The organism is Kitasatospora sp. NPDC056783 (assembly GCF_042789895.1).
Taxonomy (GTDB): domain Bacteria; phylum Actinomycetota; class Actinomycetes; order Streptomycetales; family Streptomycetaceae; genus Kitasatospora.
This window is the reverse complement of sequence record NZ_JBHUAF010000061.1, coordinates 1-18,222: the sequence shown is the minus strand read 5'-3', so window position 1 is coordinate 18,222 and position 18,222 is coordinate 1. Positions and strand designations below refer to the sequence as shown.

The following is an 18,222-nucleotide window of genomic DNA, read 5'->3' as shown; positions in this document are numbered from 1 at the left end:
GATCTCCCTCGGGTCGGTGCGGGCATTGTTCATCCTGGTCGCTCCCGATGAGAAACCGGTGAGACCTCGGGAACCGGTTCGTGGACCGCTGTATCGGCTTTGACCTGCGACGATGGCGCCTCGAATGATCACCGGGGCGGGGCGGGCTCAGAGCCGACTCAGAGCTTGCGGTGCGATCGTGGGCGGCCTCGGCGGCACTCGCCGCCGGGCGCTGAGGAGGTTCCCGATGAGCACTGCCGCCGCACCGACGTCGCGGCCCGGGCACCGGGCGGCACCCGACCGCCCCGGACACCGGGCGGCGCCGCGCGCGCCGCTCGCCCTGGACCCGCGCGCGGCCCTGGCCCTGATCGCGGCGGGCGCCCTCGGCGTGCTCGCGCTCTGGTGGAAGGGCACCCCCTCGGTGGTGGGTGCGGCCGGCTGGCTGACCGGCGCGAGCCGGATCACCGGGCTGCTGGCCGGGTACGCCGCGCCCGTGCTGATCCTGCTGATGGCCCGGATGCCGCCCGTGGAGCGCGGGGTCGGCGCGGACCGGCTGGCCCGCTGGCACGCCTTCGGCGGGCGCTGGACGGTGGCCCTGGTCGCGGTGCACGTACTGACGGTCACCTGGGGCTACGCCCTGACCGACGGACGCGGGCTGGTCGGCGAGGGCGTGGAGCTGGTCTTCCACTACCCCGAGATGATCAAGGCCACCCTGGGCACCCTCCTGCTGTTCGGCACCGGCGCGGTCTCCGCCCGGATCGCCCGCCGCCGGCTCGCCTACGAGACCTGGTACTACCTGCACCTGGCGACCTACCTCGCGATCGCGCTGGCCTTCTCCCACCAGCTGGTCACCGGCGCCGACCTGGCGGGCGGCCCCGGCCAGGCCGCCTGGTACGCGCTCTACTTCGGCACGGCGGCGCTGCTCGGCTGGTTCCGGCTGATCCGGCCCTGGCTGCTCGACCGGCGGCACCGTCTGGAGGTCGCCGAGGTACGGCCGGAAGGCCCCGGCGTGGTGTCGCTGTTCCTGACCGGCCGGCGGCTGGACGAGCTGGGCGCCGAGCCGGGCCAGTTCTTCCGGCTCCAGTTCCAGGCGCCCGGGCTGCGCTGGGCCGCCAACCCGTACTCGCTGTCCGCGCCGCCGCACCCCCGCTTCCTTCGCTTCACCGTCAAGGACCTCGGCGGGCACAGCGCCGCCGTGGCCGCCCTGCGCCCGGGGACCAGGGTGCGCGCCGAGGGCCCGTACGGGGCGTTCACCGGGCGGCGGCTGCGTCGACGCCGGGTGCTGCTGCTCGGCGCGGGGGTCGGGATCACCCCGCTGCGCGCCCTGTTCGAGACGCTGCCGGGTGAGCTGACCCTGGTCCAGCGGGCCAGGCGGCCGCAGGACGTGCTGTTCCGCACGGAGCTGGCCGAGGTCGCCCGGCGGCGCGGCGCGGCGGTGCACGAACTGCTCGGCTCCCGGGAGCAGGTCGGTGAGCTCGGGGCCGCGCTGGCCCGGCTCGTCCCGGACCTCGCCGAGCACGAGGTGTACCTGTGCGGCCCGGACGCCCTGGCCGAGGAGGCCGTGCGGGCGCTGCGGGCGGCGGGGGTGCGGCCCGGCCGCATCCACCACGAGAGCTTTTCGTTCTGAGCCGGTCCGGCTCACCGAACACCTGAGGAGCGTCGATTTCCATGCGCCGAGCCGTCGTCACCAGCGCCGCCACCGCGGCCGGGGTGGTGCTGCTGCTGTCCCTCAAGCCGCACGAGGCGGCCGGGCCCACGCCGGTGATCGGCTCGGGCCCGGGCTCCGGCTCCGCCGCCGGTTCCGGGCCCGCCGCCGGGTCCGCCGCCGGGTCCGGGTCCGATGTCTCGCAGCCGTCGGCGGGCACCGGCGCCTCCCCGGCCCCGTCCGCCCCCGCCGCCGCCTCGGGCGCCACCCGTACGGTCAGCGGCAACACCGTCAACACCCGTTACGGCCCGGTCCAGGTCCAGGTCACCCTGACGGGGAGCCGGATCACCGCCGTGGACGTGGTCAAGTACCCCAACTCCGAGCGGCGCGACCGCGAGATCAACGGTTCCGCGCTGCCGGTCCTCAACCAGGAGGCGATATCCGCCCAGAGCGCCCGGATCGACGTGGTCAGCGGCGCGACGTACACCAGCGACGGCTACGTCCGCTCACTGCAGAGCGCCCTCGACCGGGCCAAGGGCTGAGGTCGCCGTGCTCCGCCACGCCGAGCCCGTGATGGGGACGGTCTTCTCGGTCACCGTGCGCGACCCGGGCCCGGACACCCCGGCCGTGCTGGAACGGATCGCCGAGCGGCTGCACCGGATCGACGCGGTGTTCTCCACCTACCGGGCGGACAGCGACATCAGCCGCCTCGACCGGGGCGAACTCGCCCTGGCCGACTGCGCTCCGGAGGTCCCCGCCGTCCTGGCGGCCTGCCGTGAGGTGGCCGCCGAGACCGACGGGTACTTCACCGAGCGGCCCGGCGGCCGGCTCGACCCCAGCGGCTGGGTCAAGGGCTGGGCCGTCGAGCGGGCGGCCGCGCTGCTGCGATCCTCCGGCGCCCGGCAGTACTGCGTCAGCGGCGGCGGGGACGTGCAAACCGCCGGCGGACCGTGGCGGATCGGCGTCGCCGACCCGCGCCGGCCCGGCCTGCTGGCCGCCGTCCTGGCCGGCCACGACCTCGCCGTCGCCACCTCGGGCACGGCCGAGCGCGGCGCGCACATCCTCGACCCCCACACCGGCCGCCCGGCCGACGGCCTGGCCTCGCTCACCCTGGTCGGCGCACCGGGCACCGGCATCGCCCGCACCGACGCCTGGGCCACCGCCGCCTTCGCCATGGGCCCGGACCGAGCCCTCGCCTGGGCCGCCCGCCGGGCCGGCGTCGAGGCCCTGGCCGTGCTGCCGGACGGCTCCAAACGCTGGACGCCGGGGCTGCCCGGACACCTCCCGGCCAGCGGACCGGCGGACTGGCGGGCCGCCGTCCGCTGAGCGCTCCCGTCCCCGGCCCGGCCCGTCGCGTCCCACCTCGGCGATCGACGGCCCCATTGTGGAAGTGCCCCCGCTGCCGGGGGAGGGCTCCGGGCAACGGCCCGCTCCAGGACCGGTGTTAGGGTGATCGAAAAGTCGGACCGGGCTCGGAGGCACTGAACCATCGTGCGGGCGCCAGGAATCGCCACGGCCACGGCCTGGTCCAGCGCCCGGTCCGCCGCCCGGTCGGGCCTGCGCTCCCTCGCCCGGTCCGCGGTGCGCCGTTCCCCCGCCGCCGCCGGCTACCTCATCCTCGGTCTCGCCACCGGCCTGGCCGCGCTGGTCGGACTCTGCCTCCTGCTCGCCGTCCTCGCCCTCTGCCTGGTCGGCATCGGCCTGCCGCTCCTCCCGCACGCCCTGCGACTGCTGCGCCACTGCGCCGAGTTCCAGCGGCGGCGGGTCGGCCGCCGACTGGGCGGCGACCGGCCGCGCACCCCGTACGGCGGCCGGGCGTCCCTGCGCGACCCGGCCGACCGCAAGGACCTGCTCTGGCTGCTCGCCCACGGCACCGCCGGGACGGCCCTGGCGGGCGCCGCCCTCACCCTGTGCAGCCACGCCGTCAACTGGCTGACGGCGCCGATCTGGTGGCAGCTTCTGCCGGACGAGCGCGGGAAGATCATCCTGCTGACCGTCGACTCCTGGCCGATGTCGGCCGCCGCGGCGGCCTACGGGATCGGCTACGCCGCACTCGCCCTGGCCACGCTGGCCCCGATCGCCGACCTGCACGCCCGGGTCTCCCGCCGGCTGCTCGTCGCCCGGCCCCGCACCTCGCTCGCCCGGCGCGTCCAGGAGCTCACCACCACCCGGTCCGAGGCGCTGGACGCCCACGCCGCCGAACTGCGCCGGATCGAACGGGACCTGCACGACGGCGCCCAGGCCAACCTGGTGGCCGTCTCACTCCGGCTCGGCATGATCCGCCGGGCCCTCGACCAACGACCCGAACAGGCAGCGGAGTTGGTCGACTCCACCCAGATCGTCGCCGAACAGGCCCTGGAGTCGCTGCGCGCCCTGGTCCGCGGCATCCACCCTCCGCTGCTCGCCGACCGCGGCCTCGCCGAGGCCGTCCGCTCGCTCGCCGACCGCTGCGCCGTGCCCACCCGGGTGGAGCTCGACGCCCCGCCCCCGGCCGGGCCCCCGCCCCGCGCCCCGGCCGCCGCCGAGGCCGCGGCCTACTTCGTGGTCTCCGAGGCACTCGCCAACGTCGCCCGGCACAGCGGCGCCCGCCGCGCCCTGGTCCGGCTGCGGATCACCGCCGGGGCCATCGCCGTCCGGGTCGAGGACGACGGCCGGGGCGGCGCCGTCGAGGGCGCCGGCAGCGGGCTGCCCGGCCTGCGCCGACGGGTCGCCGCGTTCGACGGGAGCACCCGCCTGTCCAGCCCTCCCGGGGGCCCGACCGTACTGGAGGTGGAGGTCCCGTGCGGGTCCTGATCGCCGAGGACAACGCCCTGCTCCGCGAGGGGCTGGTCCTGCTGCTGAACAGCGAGGGCCACGAGGTGTGCGCGACCGTCGAACACGGTGACGACCTGTTGCCCGCCCTGCTCGACCACCGCCCCGATGTCGCCGTGGTCGACGTCCGGCTGCCGCCGGACTTCCGCGACGAGGGACTGCGCGCCGCCGTCGAGGCCCGTCGCCGGATACCCGCGCTGCCCGTCCTCATCCTCTCCCAGTACGTCGAACGCGCCTACGCCGCCGAGCTGTTGGCCCAGAGCGCCACCGGCGTCGGCTACCTGCTCAAGGACCGGGTCGGCCGCGCCGAGGAGTTCCTCCAGGCACTGGCCCGCGTCGCCGAGGGCGGCACCGCGATGGACCCCGAGGTCATCTCCCAGCTGATGGCCCACCACGCCGGACCCGATCCGCTGGCCGCCCTCACCCCGCGCGAACGCGAGGTGCTCGCCCTGATGGCCGAGGGCCACAACAACCCGACCATCGCCCGGCTGCTCTTCCTCGCCGAGAGTTCGGTGAACAAGCACATCGGCAGCATCTTCGGCAAGCTCGGCATGCCCACCCCCGACACCGGCCACCGCCGGGTGCGCGCCGTCCTCACCTACCTGCGCGCACTGGCGGACGACTGACCGTCCTCCTCTACCGCCGATCCGTCCTCCGCCTCCACCGGGCCGTCCTCCGCCTCCACCGGGCCGTCCTCCCGCGCCGCCCGACCGTCCGCCGAGGCCACCAGCCGCAGTTGCTCCTCCTCGACGATCAGCGCCGCCAACGACTGCTCCGACACGTCCACCGCCTCCGGGGTCGACTCCGCCACCTCGCTGCGCCGCGCGTAGTCGTCGAACAGCCGTCCCTTCACCCGCAGCAGGTCCAGCATCCGCTGGTCCACGCTGTCCGCCGCCAGCAGCCGGTGCACCCGCACCCGCCGGACCTGCCCCATCCGGCGGGAGCGCGCTATCGCCTGTTCCTCCAGGGTCGGCTTGACCTGCGGCTCGCAGAGGATCACCACCGAGGCCGCCTGGATGTTCAGCCCCACACCCCCGGCCTGGATCTGGCACAGCAGCACCGCGTGCCCGAGCGCGGCGCTGAACTCGTCCACCACCGACTGCCGCCGCACCGAATCCACGGAACCGTCGATCGGCCCGAACGCCCGCCGCTCCAAGGCGACGTGGACGGCCGCCAGGACATCGCGGAAGAACGAGAAGACCACCACCTTCCGCCCGCCGTCCGCCGCCTCCCGGACGATCTCCAGCAGCCGCCTCAGCTTGGCCGACTCCTCCGGCCGCGCGTACCCGGCCCGGCGCATCGCCGGGAAGTTGCCCGCCGCGACGGCCGCGCGGTAGGCGGCGAGGTCGGCGGGCGAGAACTCCTCCCACTCGTCCACGTGCACGACCTCGGGCAACTCGGTGAGCACGTCCCGCTGGTTGCGGCGCAGGTACGCCGGGGCCACCACCTTGCGGAAGGCCGCCGGCCCGGCGACCGCCGGACCGTACCCGATCCGCGGCACCAGCTCGGGCTGGAGGTACCGCACCAGGGCGCGGAACTCCTCCACCCGGTTCTCCATCGGCGTCCCGGTGAGGAACAGCACCCGCTCCACCCGATCCGCCCAGGCCGCCACCGCCTGCGAGCGCCGCGCGGCACGGTTCTTGACGAAGTGCGCCTCGTCCACCACGAGCAGGCCGACCGCGGCCGACGGCGCGACCTCCGCCGCCTCCAGCCGGCGCAGCCCGTCGAAGGTCACCACCGCGACCCCGCCCTCCCGGAGCCACTCGGCGAGCGCGGCCTCCCGCTCCGGGCCGTGCACCCGGTACGCCCGCAGGGTGCTGCGCGCCCCGATCTCCCGGGTCCAGTTGATCAGGACACTGGCCGGGCAGACCACCAGGAAGTGGGTGCTCCCGCGCGCCCGCAGGTGCGCCAGCACGGCGATCGCCTGCACCGTCTTGCCGAGGCCCATCTCGTCGCCGATGATCACCCGCTTCTGGGCCAGCGCGAAGCGCGCCCCGAACGCCTGGTAGCCGCGCAGCGAGACCCGGCAGTGGGAGTCGTCCAGCGGCTCGGCCCGGACCCGGTCCGACAGCGCCTCCGGCAGGAACCCCTCGGCGGCGCCGAGTTCGGCCCCGGCCTCCCCGGCGATCCCGCCGAGCACGCCGTAGTAGTCCGCCGAACGGAGCTCGAAGTCCGTCCACGCCTCGACCGGGTCCACCGGCGGGCGCAGCAGGTCGACCGAGGCCTGCGCCAGCAACACCGGGACCCGCCGCGCCCCGGACTCCGCCAGCACCTCCTCCAGCCGCTCCACCGCCGCCCGCGCCCGCGCCCGCCGCTCCCGCCCGGCGAACAGCCCCCGCCACACCCCGCGGGCCGGCCCGGCGTCCGCGACCAACGGCTCGACCTCCGCCCGGACCCGCTCCGCAGTCTCCCTGGCCCACCGCGCCTGCGGCCCGGCGGCCACCAGCCGCTGGAGCGCGACGACCAGCGCGGTGCTCGCCTCGTCCCGGCGCTCGACGTCCAGCCGCACCGCCACGCTCTGCTCGACGGCCCGGGTGATCTGCGCGGCGGCGGCGAGGGCCTGCGCGGCCGTCTGCGCCCCGACGCCCGGAATCAGCTGGAGCGCGTACGGGGAGGCCTCCGCCACCTGCCGCACCGTCCCCAGCCCGGCCGCCTCCAACGCCCCGACCCGCAGCCGCCCCTCCGTCACGTCCCGCAGCCGGCCCACCGCGATGGCGCCGAGTTCCTCCCGCACCAGCCCGTCCCGCAGCTCCACGTACGCCAGCCGCGCCTGCTCGACCACCGCCCGGTGGTCCGCCACCACCGCCCCGGCCGCCGCCCGCAGCTCCTCCGCCTCGGCGAGGACCACCCCGGGCCGCCGCCCATCCCGCCGCCGCTCCCCCACCACCCAGCTCCCGTCCCGCTCCGTACCCGAACCCCCATGATTCCATCCACCCGCCGACCCGACGGCCCGGCCGTCGACGGCCCGACGGCCCCCGCGGAGTCGCGTCCCTCTCCGGGCCCCGTCGTCGGCTCGGCGGAGGCCGGACACGCCGAAGTCCCCCCGGCGGTGCCGGGGGGACGGGGTGGTGACGGTGGCTGTCGCGTCGGCCGGGCCGGCGCTGCGGGGCGTCAGGCCCGGATGCGACGGAAGACCGCGACGAGCAGCAGCAGCGCGAGCGACAGGAGGATGCCGGCCTCGACGAGCTGGATGGGGACGAGGTGGTCGGCGGGGTGGTAGCGGGCCCAGGAGGCGACGGCGTCGGCGCAGCCGGGGTTGCCGTCGGAGGAGAAGAGGCAGTTGTCGGTGCTGACGCGGGTGCCGTCCGGCAGGATGATGCCGCGGCCGAGGCTCCAGGCGTTGGTCGGCTGCGGGATGCCCACGGCGGCGACCCGGTCCACCGCCGGGTAGAAGGAGGGGCGGGCCCAGATGACGAGGCCGTGGGCGACGCCCATGAGGGCGCCGGTGAGGAACATCGCGGGCACGGTGCGGCGGACGACCTGGCCGACCAGGACGCCGAGGACCAGTGCGAACAGGGACCAGGCGATCGGGGCGAGGCCGAGGACCGGGTAGGTGAACGCCTGGAACGGCGGGTCGAAGGCGGCCGGCCCGTGCACGATGTCGGTCCACCACACCCAGGTCATCAGCGTGGCGAGCACTCCGCTGAGGGCCAGGACGGCGATGCCGGGGACGGCGAGGCGGACGGCCAGCCAGCGCAGCGGGCCGACGGACTGCGCGCGGATCAGCCGGATGGTGCCGCGTTCGTACTCCTGGGCCAGCAGCGGGGCGCCGACGAACACGCCGATCAGCAGCGGGAGGAGGGTGACGGCGGGCTGGAAGACGTCGGTGTACCAGGAGACCGGGCGGTCGATCGGCTCGACGAGGTTCCAGCAGTACCTGCTGTTCCAGGACTCGGGACTCCAGCAGCCGGTCCGTTCCAGGACGTCCACGATGTCGCTGCTGGTGACGTGGATCCAGAGGAGGCCGGCCATCGCGAGGGCCAGCAGGGCGCCCAGCGTCCGCAGCAGCAGGCGGTTCTGCCGGAGCACCAGCCAGAACAGCCCGCGCAGTCCGGGCCGCGCGGGGGCGGCCGGAGCGGTGGCGCGATCGGTCAGGAGGGTCGCGCTCACGCGGCCACCCCGTTCCGCTGCTCCGGGGCGGCGGGCGCCCGGAGGTAGCCGAGCAGCAGGTCCTCCAGGCTCGGCCGTTCGCTCTCCCACGGTCCGTCCGGTGGTTCGGGGGCGCGGACCAGCGCGATGGTCCGGCGTCCGCTGGTCCGCGTCTCGACCACCGACTCGGCGGCGAGGGCGGCGCCCTCGGCGGTCGGCCCGGTGACCAGGTGGTGCCCGTCGAGGATCTCCTCCAGGTCGCCGGCCAGCCGGACGCGTCCGCGCTGGATGAGGAGCAGGTGGTCGATGACGCCGTCCAGTTCGGGGAGGATGTGCGAGGACAGCACGATGCTGGTGCCGCGCTCGGCGGCGGCCGACATCAGGGTGCCCATCAGCTGGTGCCGGGCGAGCGGGTCGAGGTCGGCCATCGGCTCGTCGAGGAGCAGCAGGTCGGGGAGCTTGCCGAGGGCGAGGGCGAGGCAGACCCGGGTCCGTTGGCCGCCGGAGAGCGAGCCGATCCGCGCTTTGGGGTTCAACTCGCCCTGGTCGATGACCTGCTGGACCAGGTGCTCGTCCCAGATCGGGTTGAGCTCGCGGCCCATCCGCAGCGTCTCGGCGACGGTGAGGCCCGGGTACAGCGGCTTGTCCTGCGGCACGTAGGCGACCCGGGCGCGCAGCTCGGGCGCACCGGCTGCGGCGCCGAGCACCATCAACTGCCCTTCGGTGGGCTTGAGTTGACCGGCGGCGAGGGAGAGCAGGGTGCTCTTGCCGGCCCCGTTGGGGCCCACCACGCCACAGATCCGCCCCGCCGGGACGGTGACGTCACAGTCGCGCAGGGCCCAGCCTCCGCGGTACTTCCTGCCCAGGCCCGCGGCCACCAGCGCCGCGCCCGGGTCCGGATTCGACGCCGACGCGGGCGCCGACGCGGGCGCCAGGGTCGTCGGGTCGTCCACCCGGTCGGTCATCGGGTCGTCCACCCGGTCCCCCCACTGTTCTCAGTTCGGTGTTGCCGCGGAGTCGGAAGCCCTGGAGCCCGGAGCCCCCGAGCCCGGGGCCCCGGAGCCGGAGACCCCGGTGTCGAAGCGCTGCTCCAGGACGGAGGCCATCAGCGCGGCGATGTCCTCGCGCTCCAGCCCGGCCTCACGGGCCTGGTCCACCCAGGCGACCAGGCCCGCGCGCAGCGGCCCGTCCGCCGCCGCCCCCGGCCGGGCGAGCGAACGCCGGACGAAGGTGCCGAGCCCCGGGCGGGGCTCGACCAGCCCTTCGCGTTCGAGTTCGCGGTAGGCCTTCAGCACGGTGTTGGGGTTGATCGCGGTCAGCTCGACCACCTCCCGGGCGGTCGGCAGTTTGTCCCCGGGCTGGAGCAGCCCGAGCCGCAGGGCTTGCTTGGTCTGCTGCACGATCTGCTGGTACGTGGAGACGCCACTGCGCCGCTCGATGCGGTACTCGATCACCCGCGATTCGGCCTTTCACTAGTTCAATAGCGGAATAGTGGCCCACCGCGACGCGTCGGTCAAGCCGGGCCCGAGGAGTGTCCCCGCTCGAAGCGCTCAGGGCCGCTGGAGCAGCAGCAGGCCGTCCCGGTCGACCAGCGGCCGGTAGCCCCGATCCCGGTAGACGGCCAGCATCCGCGCCGTGTCGGCGGTCGCGCACGGGGACTGCACACTGGGATCGCGCAGGTCGACGGCCACCCACTGCGGCCCGGGGCCCACCGGCCGCTGACACACCAGGGTGACCTCCGCCCGGCCGGCGAGCTGGGCCGCCAGCCGGTTGGAGGCGGCGACGGTGGCGCCGTCGGGTATCCGGTGGAGCAGCGCCCGGGTCTCGGTGAGCCGGGGCGAGGTGCGCCACGCCTCCGGCATCACCACCTCGTGCAGCGGGTAGAGCGGCAGCGTCACCGCCGTCACCAGGGCGCTGACGGCGAGCGCACGGCGGACCCGTCGGACGTCGGAACGCCGCAGCACGTCGACCAGGGCCGCCAGCGCGACCGGCATCAGCACCGCGCTGTAGTGGTAACTGACGCCCCAGTAGTGCGAGTTGGTCGAGAAGAGCCGCCAGGCGAGGGTGGGCACGGCGAGCAGGAAGAGCGGCGAGCGCACGCCGACGAAGCCGGCGGTCGCGGCGAGCAGGAGCAGCAGCAGCCACTTGACCGGCGGCCACCCCAGCCGCAGCGGCAGCCCCCAGGGCGAGGGCTGCCCGCCGCCGTCCAGCTGCCGCCAGTAGTCGAAACCCCCGCCCGGGTTGAAGGCCGGCAGCACGACCAGCACGGTGAGCACCGTCGCGGTGAGGCCGAAGGCGGCGAGGGCGAGCCCGGGCAGCGGGCTGCGCCGCCGTTCCCGCCGGGCCTGCCAGGCGATCAGGACACCGACGGCTGCCACCGTCAGGCCCAGGTCCTCCTTGACCAGCACCAGCGGCAGCGACCAGAGCGCCGCGGCGAGCGGTCGGCGACGGCCGAGCGCGGTGGCCGCGAACGCGAGCAGCGGCACGGCGAAGGCGATCTCGTGGAAGTCGTCGGCCGCCGCCCGGACGATCCCCCAGGAGGCCCCGGTGGCGCAGCCGACGACCAGCGCCGCCTTCGGTCCGGCCGCCTCGTGGGCCCAGCGGGTCAGCGGGACGACGGCCGACGCCATCAGCAGCGCCTGGGCGAGGACCAGGGTGAGCGCGCTCGGGAAGGCCCGGTAGGCGGGGGCGAGGAGCGCGATCAGCGGGTGGAAGTGGTCACCCAGCAGGTGGTAGCCGGGCCCCTTGAGCGGCACGATCGGCGCCTGGCCGTGTGCGTACGCCCGGACGGCCTGCTCGAAGATCCCCAGGTCGTAGGCCTTGCTGAGGCCGCGCCGGTACCGGTTGACGGCGACGCAGGCGTAGAGCGCGGCGAACGCGGCGGCCAGCCCCCAGGCGAGCACGGCGGGCCGGCGGGCGGACCCGGCGACGCGGGGGGCGAGGGGCCGCGCGGCCGGGAGAGCGGCCGGGCGGCGGGCCGCGCTCGAACGGATTCGGGGCGGGGAGACGGACGTGACCATCGGCAAAGTACCCTTTCACTATTCGATTAGTGGAAGGGTGGTGGAAGTCCGAGCACCCGTCAAACCCGGCCGGGCGACGCCGACCGGGCCTTCGGGCTGCCCTCCGAGGCGCGCGACGCCCCCTCACTCCGCCCAGTCGGAGCCCTTGATCACCTCCACGAAGTCACCGCGCTCGAAGCCGGGCACGAAGTGCGCGAGCACGTCCGCCTTGACGTTGCCGAAGGTCGTCTCCGGGCGGTCCCTGACCCCCTCGGTGAACGCGGCCAGGATGCGGTTCTTGAAGTCCGGCCGCGGATGGGCCGCCACCACGGCCTCCCGCCGCGCGGCGGGGACCGCGTGGTAGCCGATCCCCAGCACGTCCAGCTCCACCCCCCGGGTGACCAGGGCGATCTCCGGCGCCATGCGCAACGGGATCTCCGGGGTCGTGTGCAGGGCGATGGCGGTCCAGACCCTCTCGGCCGGCTCCCCGGCGATGCCGTGGGCGACCAGGAAGCGGCGGGCCTCGTCGGCGCCGTCGATCTCGAAGCGCTGGTCGGTCCGGGCGAAGCGCCCGGTGAGGCCGAGGTCGTGGAACATCGCGCCCACGTACAGCAGCTCCGGGTCGAACTCCAGCCCCTGCTCGGCGCCGCGCAGCGCCCCGAACAGGAACACCCGGCGTGAGTGGTCGAACAGCAGGGGCGAGGCCGCCTCCCGCACCAGTTCGGTCGCCTCCCGGGCCAGGGTGCTGTCCGGGACGCGCACGCCCGCGATCGTCTCGTTCGTCATGGTTCCTCCGCTTCCGGGGGCCGTTCGGCCGATTCCCTCCACCCTCGCCCTCGGGCGTAGGCTGCCGCCATGTCGGTACGGACAGCCGGACCTCGGATTCGGACATGACGCACCAGGTCGCCTTCCTCGTGTTCGACGGGGTGACGCTGCTCGACGTCAGCGGTCCGCTGGAGGTCTTCCACCAGGCCGGACGGCTCGGCCACCGGTACGGGACCGTCCTGGTCTCCCCCGGCGGCGGCACCGTCACCACCTCCAACGGCGTGGCCCTGGCCGACACCGCCGCCCCGCGCGACCTCCCGGACCGCCTCGGCACCCTGGTCGTCGCCGGAGCCGACCACCTGGCCGCCCGGAGCCCCGACGACCACCTGCTCGCCGCCGCGGAGAGCCTCGCCGGACGGGCCCGCCGGGTCGCCTCGGTGTGCAGCGGCGCCTTCGTGCTCGCCGCCCTGGGACTGCTCGACGGACGCCGCGCCACCACCCACTGGCGCCACGCCGCCGCCCTCGCGCTCCGTCACCCCGGGGTACGGGTCGAACCCGACGCCCTGCACATCCGGGACGGCCGGTACCACACCAGTGCCGGGATCAGCGCGGGCATCGACCTCGCCCTCGCCCTGGTCGAGCACGACCACGGTGCCGAGGCCGCCCGCGCCATCGCCCGCGAGTTGGTCGTCTTCATGCAGCGCCCGGGCGGCCAGTCGCAGTTCTCCACCGCCCTCGCCACCCCGCCCGCCCGGAGCGGCCCACTGCGCGCCCTCACCGACGCCGTCCTCGCCGACCCCGCCGCCGACCACAGCCTGCCCGCGATGGCCGCCACCGCCGCCGTCAGCACCCGCCACCTGGCCCGGCTGTTCCAGGCCGAGCTGCACACCACCCCGGCCCGCTGGGTCGAGCGCGTCCGCCTCGACCGCGCCCGGCAGCTTCTCCTCGACGGCCACGGCGTCACCGCCGCCGCCCGGCTCAGCGGCCTGGGCAGCGACGAGACCCTGCGCCGCGCCTTCGCCCGGCAGTTGGGCACGACGCCCACCGACTACCGCAACCGCTTCGCGACCACCAGCGGCGCCGACACCGACGCCGACGCCGACGCCGACGCCGACGCCGACATGTGACGAGCCATCGGCACCACCGGTTCCGTCCGCCGAGGCCACCGCCGGTGTCCGATACGGGATGCCGAGGGACCGCCGCCCCCTGTGGCCCGCCGACCCGCCGACCCGCCGACCCGCCGACCCCGCGGAAGCGTTGACGTCGGATTCGCGCCAGCCCAACCCCCGGTCGGCCTGGTGGACTTCGGGACGAACCCAGCACCGACCGACAGGACCCCGGCATGCCGACCGGCACCACCCCGCGCTCCGCTCCGCCCGCCCCGAGGACCCCGGCCCGGGACGGCGGACCGCTCGCCGTCCTCGCCGTCACGACGGGCGTCTTCTCCATCGTCACCACCGAGATCCTGCCGATCGGCCTGCTGACCCCGATCGGCGCCACCTTCCGGATCTCCGCCGGTACGGCCGGGCTGATGATGACCCTGCCCGGCATCGTCGCCGCCGTCGCCGCGCCCGTGGTGACCGTCGCCACCAGGCGCGCGGACCGGCGGACCATGCTCTGCGCGCTGATGCTGGTCCTGACCCTGGCGGACCTGCTCAACGCTTTCGCCCCCGCCTACTGGGCGGTGCTGACCGCCCGGATCGCGCTCGGGCTGGTCATCGGGGCGTTCTGGTCGATCGGCTCCGGGCTCGCCCCGCGTCTCGTCCCGGAGGACCGGCAGGCCCGAGCCCACACGGTGATCTTCTGCGCCGTCCCGCTGGGTTCGGTGCTCGGGGTACCGACGGGCGTGTTCCTCGGCTCGGTGGCGGGCTGGCGGGCGGCTTTCCTCTCGATGGCCGGGCTGACCCTGCTCGCCCTGGCCGCCCTGCTGCGCTCACTGCCGCCGCTGCCCCCGCTCACCACCACCGGCCTGGGCGTGCTGCGCGGACTGCTCGCTGCCCGGGGCACCCGCACCGGCATCGCGGTGACCCTCCTGATCGTGCCGGCCCACTTCGGCAGCTACACCTACGTCGCCCCCTTCCTCGCCTCCACCACCCACGCCGGCGACCGCCTGCTCACCGGCCTGCTGCTGGTCTACGGCGCCGCCGGACTGCTCGGCAACGTCCTGGCCGGTGGCCGGGTGGCAAGGGCACTGCGGCCGGTGTTCGGCACCGCCGCCGTCCTGCTCGCCTGCGCGGCCCTGCTGCTGCCGCCGCTGGGCACCGACACGCCGGGCGCCGCCGTCCTGCTGACGCTCTGGGGCCTGGCGTACGGCGCCGTCCCGGTCTGCTCGCTCAGCTGGTTCCTCGCCGCGGCCCCGCACGCTCCGGAGGCCGCCGGCGTGGTGTTCACCTCCGTGTTCCAGGCCGGCCTCTCGATCGGCGCGCTGACCGGCGGCCTGGTGGTGGACCACTCCTCCCCCGGCACCGTCATGCTGCTCGGCGGAGCGGTCGCCCTGCTCGCCGCAGCCGCCGTCGGCCGGTACGGCCACCGGGTCCGTCCCGAGCCGTCGCCGTGACCGTCCTGACCCCGGCCCCTGGTCCTTCGCTCCGCACACGGTGAGAATGCCGGGGTGCCGCCCGTCCATCCGGCCTCACGGCAGGGCGGGCGAACAGACCCGGCCGGGACGGTCCCGGGCGGCCGAGGACGGAAGGACGGCGAGCGGATGGACCCGGCGTTCCACGGACGGCTCGGCGACTACCAGAACGAGATCTACCTGAACGGGCTCGGCGGCGTCCTGCCCACGATGCCGATGACCTTCGCCGAACTGGAGGCGCGGGCGAGCGCGGCGCTGGCCGCCCCGGTCCTCTCCTACGTCGCGGGCGGGGCCGGCGACGAGTCCACCCAGCGGGCGAACGTCGCCGCCTTCGAGCGGGTGGGGCCTGGTGCCCCGGATGATGGTCGGCGCGAGCACCCGGGACCTCTCCGTGGACCTGTTCGGCCTGAGGCTCCCCACCCCGCTGTTCATGGCGCCGATCGGGGTCATCGGCCTGTGCGCGCAGGACGGCCACGGAGACCTGGCCACCGCCCGGGCCGCCGCCCGGACCGGAGTGCCGATGGTCGCCTCCACCCTGACCGTCGATCCGCTGGAGCGGGTGGCCGCCGAATTCGGCGAAACCCCCGGCTTCTTCCAGCTCTACACCCCCACCGACCGGGCACTGGCCGAGAGCCTGGTGCACCGGGCCGAGGCCGCGGGCTACCGGGGCATCGTCGTCACCCTGGACACCTGGGTCACCGGCTGGCGCCCGCGCGACCTGGCCACCGCCAACTTCCCCCAGCTGCGCGGCCACTGCCTGGCCAACTACACCTCCGACCCGGTGTTCCGCGCCCGCCTCGCCAAAGTCCCCGAGGAGGCCCCCCGGGCGGCCGTCCTGGAATGGGTCGGTATCTTCGGCAACCCACTGACCTGGGACGACCTGCCCTGGCTGCGCTCGCTCACCGACCTGCCGATCCTCCTCAAGGGCATCGGCCACCCCGAGGACGTCCGCCGTGCCAGGGACGGCGGCGTCGACGGCGTCTACTGCTCCAACCACGGCGGCCGCCAGGCCAACGGCGGTCTGGCCGCCCTCGACCTGCTCCCCGACGTGGTCGAGGCCGCCGACGGCCTGCCGGTCCTCTTCGACTCCGGCATCCGCTCCGGCGCCGACGTCGTCAAGGCCCTCGCCCTCGGCGCCACCGCCGTCGGCGTCGGCCGCCCCTACGCCTACGGCCTGGCCCTGGAGGGCACCGACGGGATCGTGCACGTGCTGCGCTCCCTGCTCGCCGAGGCAGACCTCCTGATGGCCGTGGACGGCTATCCGACCCTCGACTCCCTGCGCGCGGACGGCGCGCTGCGCCGGACCTGACATCCCGTTGACGAACCCCCCGGCAACAAGCGGGCCTTGCCGGGACATTCGGGACGGCCCTACGCTCGAACGCACAAATCGGGTCCGTACGTCCACCTGCGCTGGGAGGTCCGCCATCATCCGCGTCCTGCTGACCGCCTTCGAACCATTCGGCCGAGATCCCCTCAACTCGTCCCTGGAGGCGGGCCGGCTGGTCGTCGCCGGTCCGCCGGCCGGAGTGGCCCTGGAGTTCGCCGAGTTGCCCTGGGTGTTCGGCGACTCCGTCACCGAACTGCGCCGGGCGGTGGCCCGGTTCGAACCGGACCTGGTCATCGCCACGGGCCAGGGGGGCAACCGCCCCGACCTCACGGTCGAGCGGGTCGCGATCAACCTCGACGACGCCGTCCGGGCCCCCGACCGGACGGGCAACCAGCCGGTGGACCAGCCGGTCGTGCCGGACGGCCCGGCCGCGTACTTCTCCTCCCTTCCGGTCAAGGCCTGCGTGGAGGCGATCCAGCAGGCCGGCATCCCCGCGACCGTCTCGCACACCGCGGGCACCCACGTCGGCAACCACGTCTTCTACGGGCTGGCACACCTGATCGCCACCGAACGCCCGGAACTGCACGGCGGGTTCGCGCAACTGCCGTACCTGCCGAGCCAGACCGCCGACCGGGAGCGGAGCACGTCGATGTCGGCCGAGACCGCGGCCGAGGGGGTACGCATCCTGATCCGCAGCGCCGTCGCCACCCTCCATCCGCCGACCGCCGGCCCGGTGGCCGCACCGCGCCGACGAGCCTGGCTGCCCCGCCGCGGCGGCTGACCGCCGCCCGACCTCCTCGTCCCCGCGTGCTCAACTTCGGCTCACTGCGGGGGACTTCGTCTCCGATGACCTTGTCGACGAAGCCTCCGAAGTACGGCGACTGCCCTATGCTCGCCGCATGGTGACACGGTGGGGAGAGCACGTACGCCGGAGGCCGGCGCTCGGGGCGGTGGAACTCGCGGTGGGGTGGCAGGGCGTGGTGGTGCTGGTGGCGAAACTGCTGCCGCCGCTGACACCGCACTGGTTCCCGCAGTTGGGTCCGACGGTGGTCAACCTGGTGGCCGCCGCGGTGATGTTGGCGCTGCTGCGGGCCTGGGGGCTGACGCAGGCCGCGGGCGTGACGACGTGGGGCCGGCTCGCCCGCTGGCCGGTCCTGCTACCGCTCGTGGTGGTGTCCGGCCTCGCGGCGCTGCCCGGTCTCACCGGTGACGCGCCGACGCTGATCGGCGGGGTGGCACTCACCCTCGGCGTCGGCCTCAGCGAGGAGTTGGGCTACCGCGCGCTGATCCTCGAGGTCGCACAGCCGCTGGGCGCGGTGCGCGCGGTGGTGCTGAGCACGGTGCTGTTCGGAGTGGAACACCTGGACAACTACCTGTTCTTCGGGGCGTCCTGGGACAACACCCAGTGGCAGGTGCTGTCGGCAGGCCTGTTCGGCTTCTGCCTCGCCGGGGCGCGCCTCGTCATCGGAAGCATCTGGCCACTGGTCCTGGTCCACGCCCTGGCGGACTACCTGCAGATCTACTCGCCCGGCCGGACCCCGGACTGGCTACAGGTGCTCGACATCGTGGTCAACCTCGCGCTGGGCCTCGTACTGCTGCACCGTCACGTGCGGCACGCGCCGACGCCGGAGCCGGAGCCCGAGCCGGCCGGCGGCGCTCCTCTCCAGCCATAGGCCGGAAATGCCCCGGAAACGCGAAGAACCCCCATCCGGAAACCGGATGGGGGTTCATTCACAATAATTGTTCGGCGGCGTCCTACTCTCCCACAGGGTCCCCCCTGCAGTACCATCGGCGCTGTGAGGCTTAGCTTCCGGGTTCGGAATGTAACCGGGCGTTTCCCTCACGCTATGACCACCGAAACACTATGAAACTGTCAACCGCACACCCGAATAATCAGGCGGGTCGTTGTTTCAGAACAACACAGTGGACGCGAGCAACTGAGGACAAGCCCTCGGCCTATTAGTACCGGTCAACTCCACCCCTCACAGGGCTTCCATATCCGGCCTATCAACCCAGTCGTCTACTGGGAGCC

15 protein-coding genes, 2 rRNA genes and 1 pseudogene are annotated in these 18,222 nt (G+C 74.7%); 10 read left to right on the top strand and 8 right to left on the bottom strand.

Translation table 11 applies throughout. The annotated features are described in order from the left end of the window. Positions 1-226 precede the first annotated feature (226 nt). The 5 genes from ACFRMQ_RS12420 to ACFRMQ_RS12400 all read left to right on the top strand — a co-directional run bounded on the left by ACFRMQ_RS12420 (position 227) and on the right by ACFRMQ_RS12400 (position 5,061). On the top strand, positions 227-1,606 hold the full coding sequence (locus ACFRMQ_RS12420) for a ferric reductase-like transmembrane domain-containing protein (RefSeq protein WP_380729866.1): 1,380 nt from the start codon (positions 227-229) through the stop codon (positions 1,604-1,606). A gap of 41 nt (positions 1,607-1,647) precedes the next feature. Further along, a complete protein-coding gene (locus ACFRMQ_RS12415; protein WP_380729863.1) occupies positions 1,648-2,166 on the top strand; it encodes an FMN-binding protein in 519 nt (172 codons plus the stop codon). Positions 2,167-2,197: 31 nt separating this feature from the next. Continuing rightward, positions 2,198-2,950, top strand: a complete 753-nt coding sequence (locus ACFRMQ_RS12410; RefSeq protein ID WP_380729899.1) for an FAD:protein FMN transferase — start codon at positions 2,198-2,200, stop codon at positions 2,948-2,950. A gap of 165 nt (positions 2,951-3,115) precedes the next feature. Next, positions 3,116-4,417: a sensor domain-containing protein gene (locus ACFRMQ_RS12405; RefSeq protein ID WP_380729861.1), complete on the top strand. Its 1,302-nt coding sequence runs from the start codon at positions 3,116-3,118 to the stop codon at positions 4,415-4,417. Further along, positions 4,405-5,061 carry a response regulator gene (locus ACFRMQ_RS12400; RefSeq protein WP_380729859.1) on the top strand — a complete coding sequence of 219 codons (657 nt, stop codon included), beginning with the start codon at positions 4,405-4,407 and terminating at the stop codon, positions 5,059-5,061. The genes ACFRMQ_RS12405 and ACFRMQ_RS12400 overlap by 13 nt, the downstream gene beginning before the upstream one ends. Here ACFRMQ_RS12400 and ACFRMQ_RS12395 read toward each other — a convergent pair. The 6 genes from ACFRMQ_RS12395 to ACFRMQ_RS12370 all read right to left on the bottom strand — a co-directional run bounded on the left by ACFRMQ_RS12395 (position 5,034) and on the right by ACFRMQ_RS12370 (position 12,309). Next, positions 5,034-7,319: a DEAD/DEAH box helicase gene (locus ACFRMQ_RS12395; RefSeq protein ID WP_380729857.1), complete on the bottom strand. Its 2,286-nt coding sequence runs from the start codon at positions 7,317-7,319 to the stop codon at positions 5,034-5,036. The genes ACFRMQ_RS12400 and ACFRMQ_RS12395 overlap by 28 nt on opposite strands. Positions 7,320-7,546: 227 nt before the next feature. Next, positions 7,547-8,545 carry a hypothetical protein gene (locus ACFRMQ_RS12390; RefSeq protein ID WP_380729855.1) on the bottom strand — a complete coding sequence of 333 codons (999 nt, stop codon included), beginning with the start codon at positions 8,543-8,545 and terminating at the stop codon, positions 7,547-7,549. Next, the gene (locus tag ACFRMQ_RS12385) at positions 8,542-9,489 is read right to left on the bottom strand and encodes an ABC transporter ATP-binding protein (protein ID WP_380729853.1); all 948 of its coding nucleotides are present in this window, start codon (positions 9,487-9,489) and stop codon (positions 8,542-8,544) included. The genes ACFRMQ_RS12390 and ACFRMQ_RS12385 overlap by 4 nt, the downstream gene beginning before the upstream one ends. Positions 9,490-9,519: 30 nt before the next feature. Continuing rightward, positions 9,520-9,978, bottom strand: a complete 459-nt coding sequence (locus tag ACFRMQ_RS12380; RefSeq protein WP_380729851.1) for a GntR family transcriptional regulator — start codon at positions 9,976-9,978, stop codon at positions 9,520-9,522. Positions 9,979-10,074: 96 nt separating this feature from the next. Further along, positions 10,075-11,544 carry a DUF2079 domain-containing protein gene (locus ACFRMQ_RS12375; protein WP_380729849.1) on the bottom strand — a complete coding sequence of 490 codons (1,470 nt, stop codon included), beginning with the start codon at positions 11,542-11,544 and terminating at the stop codon, positions 10,075-10,077. A 123-nt stretch (positions 11,545-11,667) separates the two neighbouring features. Further along, positions 11,668-12,309 (bottom strand): HD domain-containing protein, encoded by a 642-nt coding sequence (locus ACFRMQ_RS12370; protein ID WP_380729847.1) that lies wholly within the window; start codon positions 12,307-12,309, stop codon positions 11,668-11,670. A gap of 104 nt (positions 12,310-12,413) precedes the next feature. Here ACFRMQ_RS12370 and ACFRMQ_RS12365 point away from each other — a divergent pair, with 104 nt between their 5' ends. The 5 genes and pseudogenes from ACFRMQ_RS12365 to ACFRMQ_RS12345 all read left to right on the top strand — a co-directional run bounded on the left by ACFRMQ_RS12365 (position 12,414) and on the right by ACFRMQ_RS12345 (position 17,863). Continuing rightward, entirely contained in the window at positions 12,414-13,415 is a 1,002-nt protein-coding gene (locus tag ACFRMQ_RS12365; protein ID WP_380729845.1) for a GlxA family transcriptional regulator, read from the top strand. 215 nt (positions 13,416-13,630) lie between these two features. Continuing rightward, positions 13,631-14,845, top strand: a complete 1,215-nt coding sequence (locus tag ACFRMQ_RS12360; protein ID WP_380729843.1) for an MFS transporter — start codon at positions 13,631-13,633, stop codon at positions 14,843-14,845. A gap of 147 nt (positions 14,846-14,992) precedes the next feature. After that, positions 14,993-16,172: pseudogene (locus ACFRMQ_RS12355) on the top strand (alpha-hydroxy-acid oxidizing protein). Between the two features lie 115 nt (positions 16,173-16,287). Continuing rightward, entirely contained in the window at positions 16,288-16,971 is a 684-nt protein-coding gene (gene pcp / locus ACFRMQ_RS12350; RefSeq protein ID WP_380729897.1) for a pyroglutamyl-peptidase I, read from the top strand. Positions 16,972-17,089: 118 nt separating this feature from the next. Then, entirely contained in the window at positions 17,090-17,863 is a 774-nt protein-coding gene (locus ACFRMQ_RS12345) for a CPBP family intramembrane glutamic endopeptidase (RefSeq protein WP_380729841.1), read from the top strand. 69 nt (positions 17,864-17,932) lie between these two features. Here the strand turns inward: ACFRMQ_RS12345 and rrf are convergent. Next, positions 17,933-18,049, bottom strand: a 5S ribosomal RNA gene (gene rrf / locus ACFRMQ_RS12340). Between the two features lie 80 nt (positions 18,050-18,129). Beyond that, positions 18,130-18,222, bottom strand: a 23S ribosomal RNA gene (locus ACFRMQ_RS12335); the annotation flags it as partial.

Excerpts from the sequence above, each read along its gene's own strand:
- ACFRMQ_RS12420 (WP_380729866.1), top strand. The coding sequence starts at position 227 with ATGAGCACTGCCGCCGCACCGACGTCGCGGCCCGGGCACCGGGCGGCA.
- ACFRMQ_RS12415 (WP_380729863.1), top strand. The coding sequence starts at position 1,648 with ATGCGCCGAGCCGTCGTCACCAGCGCCGCCACCGCGGCCGGGGTGGTG.
- ACFRMQ_RS12410 (WP_380729899.1), top strand. The coding sequence starts at position 2,198 with ATGGGGACGGTCTTCTCGGTCACCGTGCGCGACCCGGGCCCGGACACC.
- ACFRMQ_RS12385 (WP_380729853.1), bottom strand. The coding sequence starts at position 9,489 with ATGACCGACCGGGTGGACGACCCGACGACCCTGGCGCCCGCGTCGGCG.
- ACFRMQ_RS12375 (WP_380729849.1), bottom strand. The coding sequence starts at position 11,544 with ATGGTCACGTCCGTCTCCCCGCCCCGAATCCGTTCGAGCGCGGCCCGC.
- ACFRMQ_RS12370 (WP_380729847.1), bottom strand. The coding sequence starts at position 12,309 with ATGACGAACGAGACGATCGCGGGCGTGCGCGTCCCGGACAGCACCCTG.
- ACFRMQ_RS12365 (WP_380729845.1), top strand. The coding sequence starts at position 12,414 with ATGACGCACCAGGTCGCCTTCCTCGTGTTCGACGGGGTGACGCTGCTC.
- ACFRMQ_RS12360 (WP_380729843.1), top strand. The coding sequence starts at position 13,631 with ATGCCGACCGGCACCACCCCGCGCTCCGCTCCGCCCGCCCCGAGGACC.
- ACFRMQ_RS12345 (WP_380729841.1), top strand. The coding sequence starts at position 17,090 with ATGGTGACACGGTGGGGAGAGCACGTACGCCGGAGGCCGGCGCTCGGG.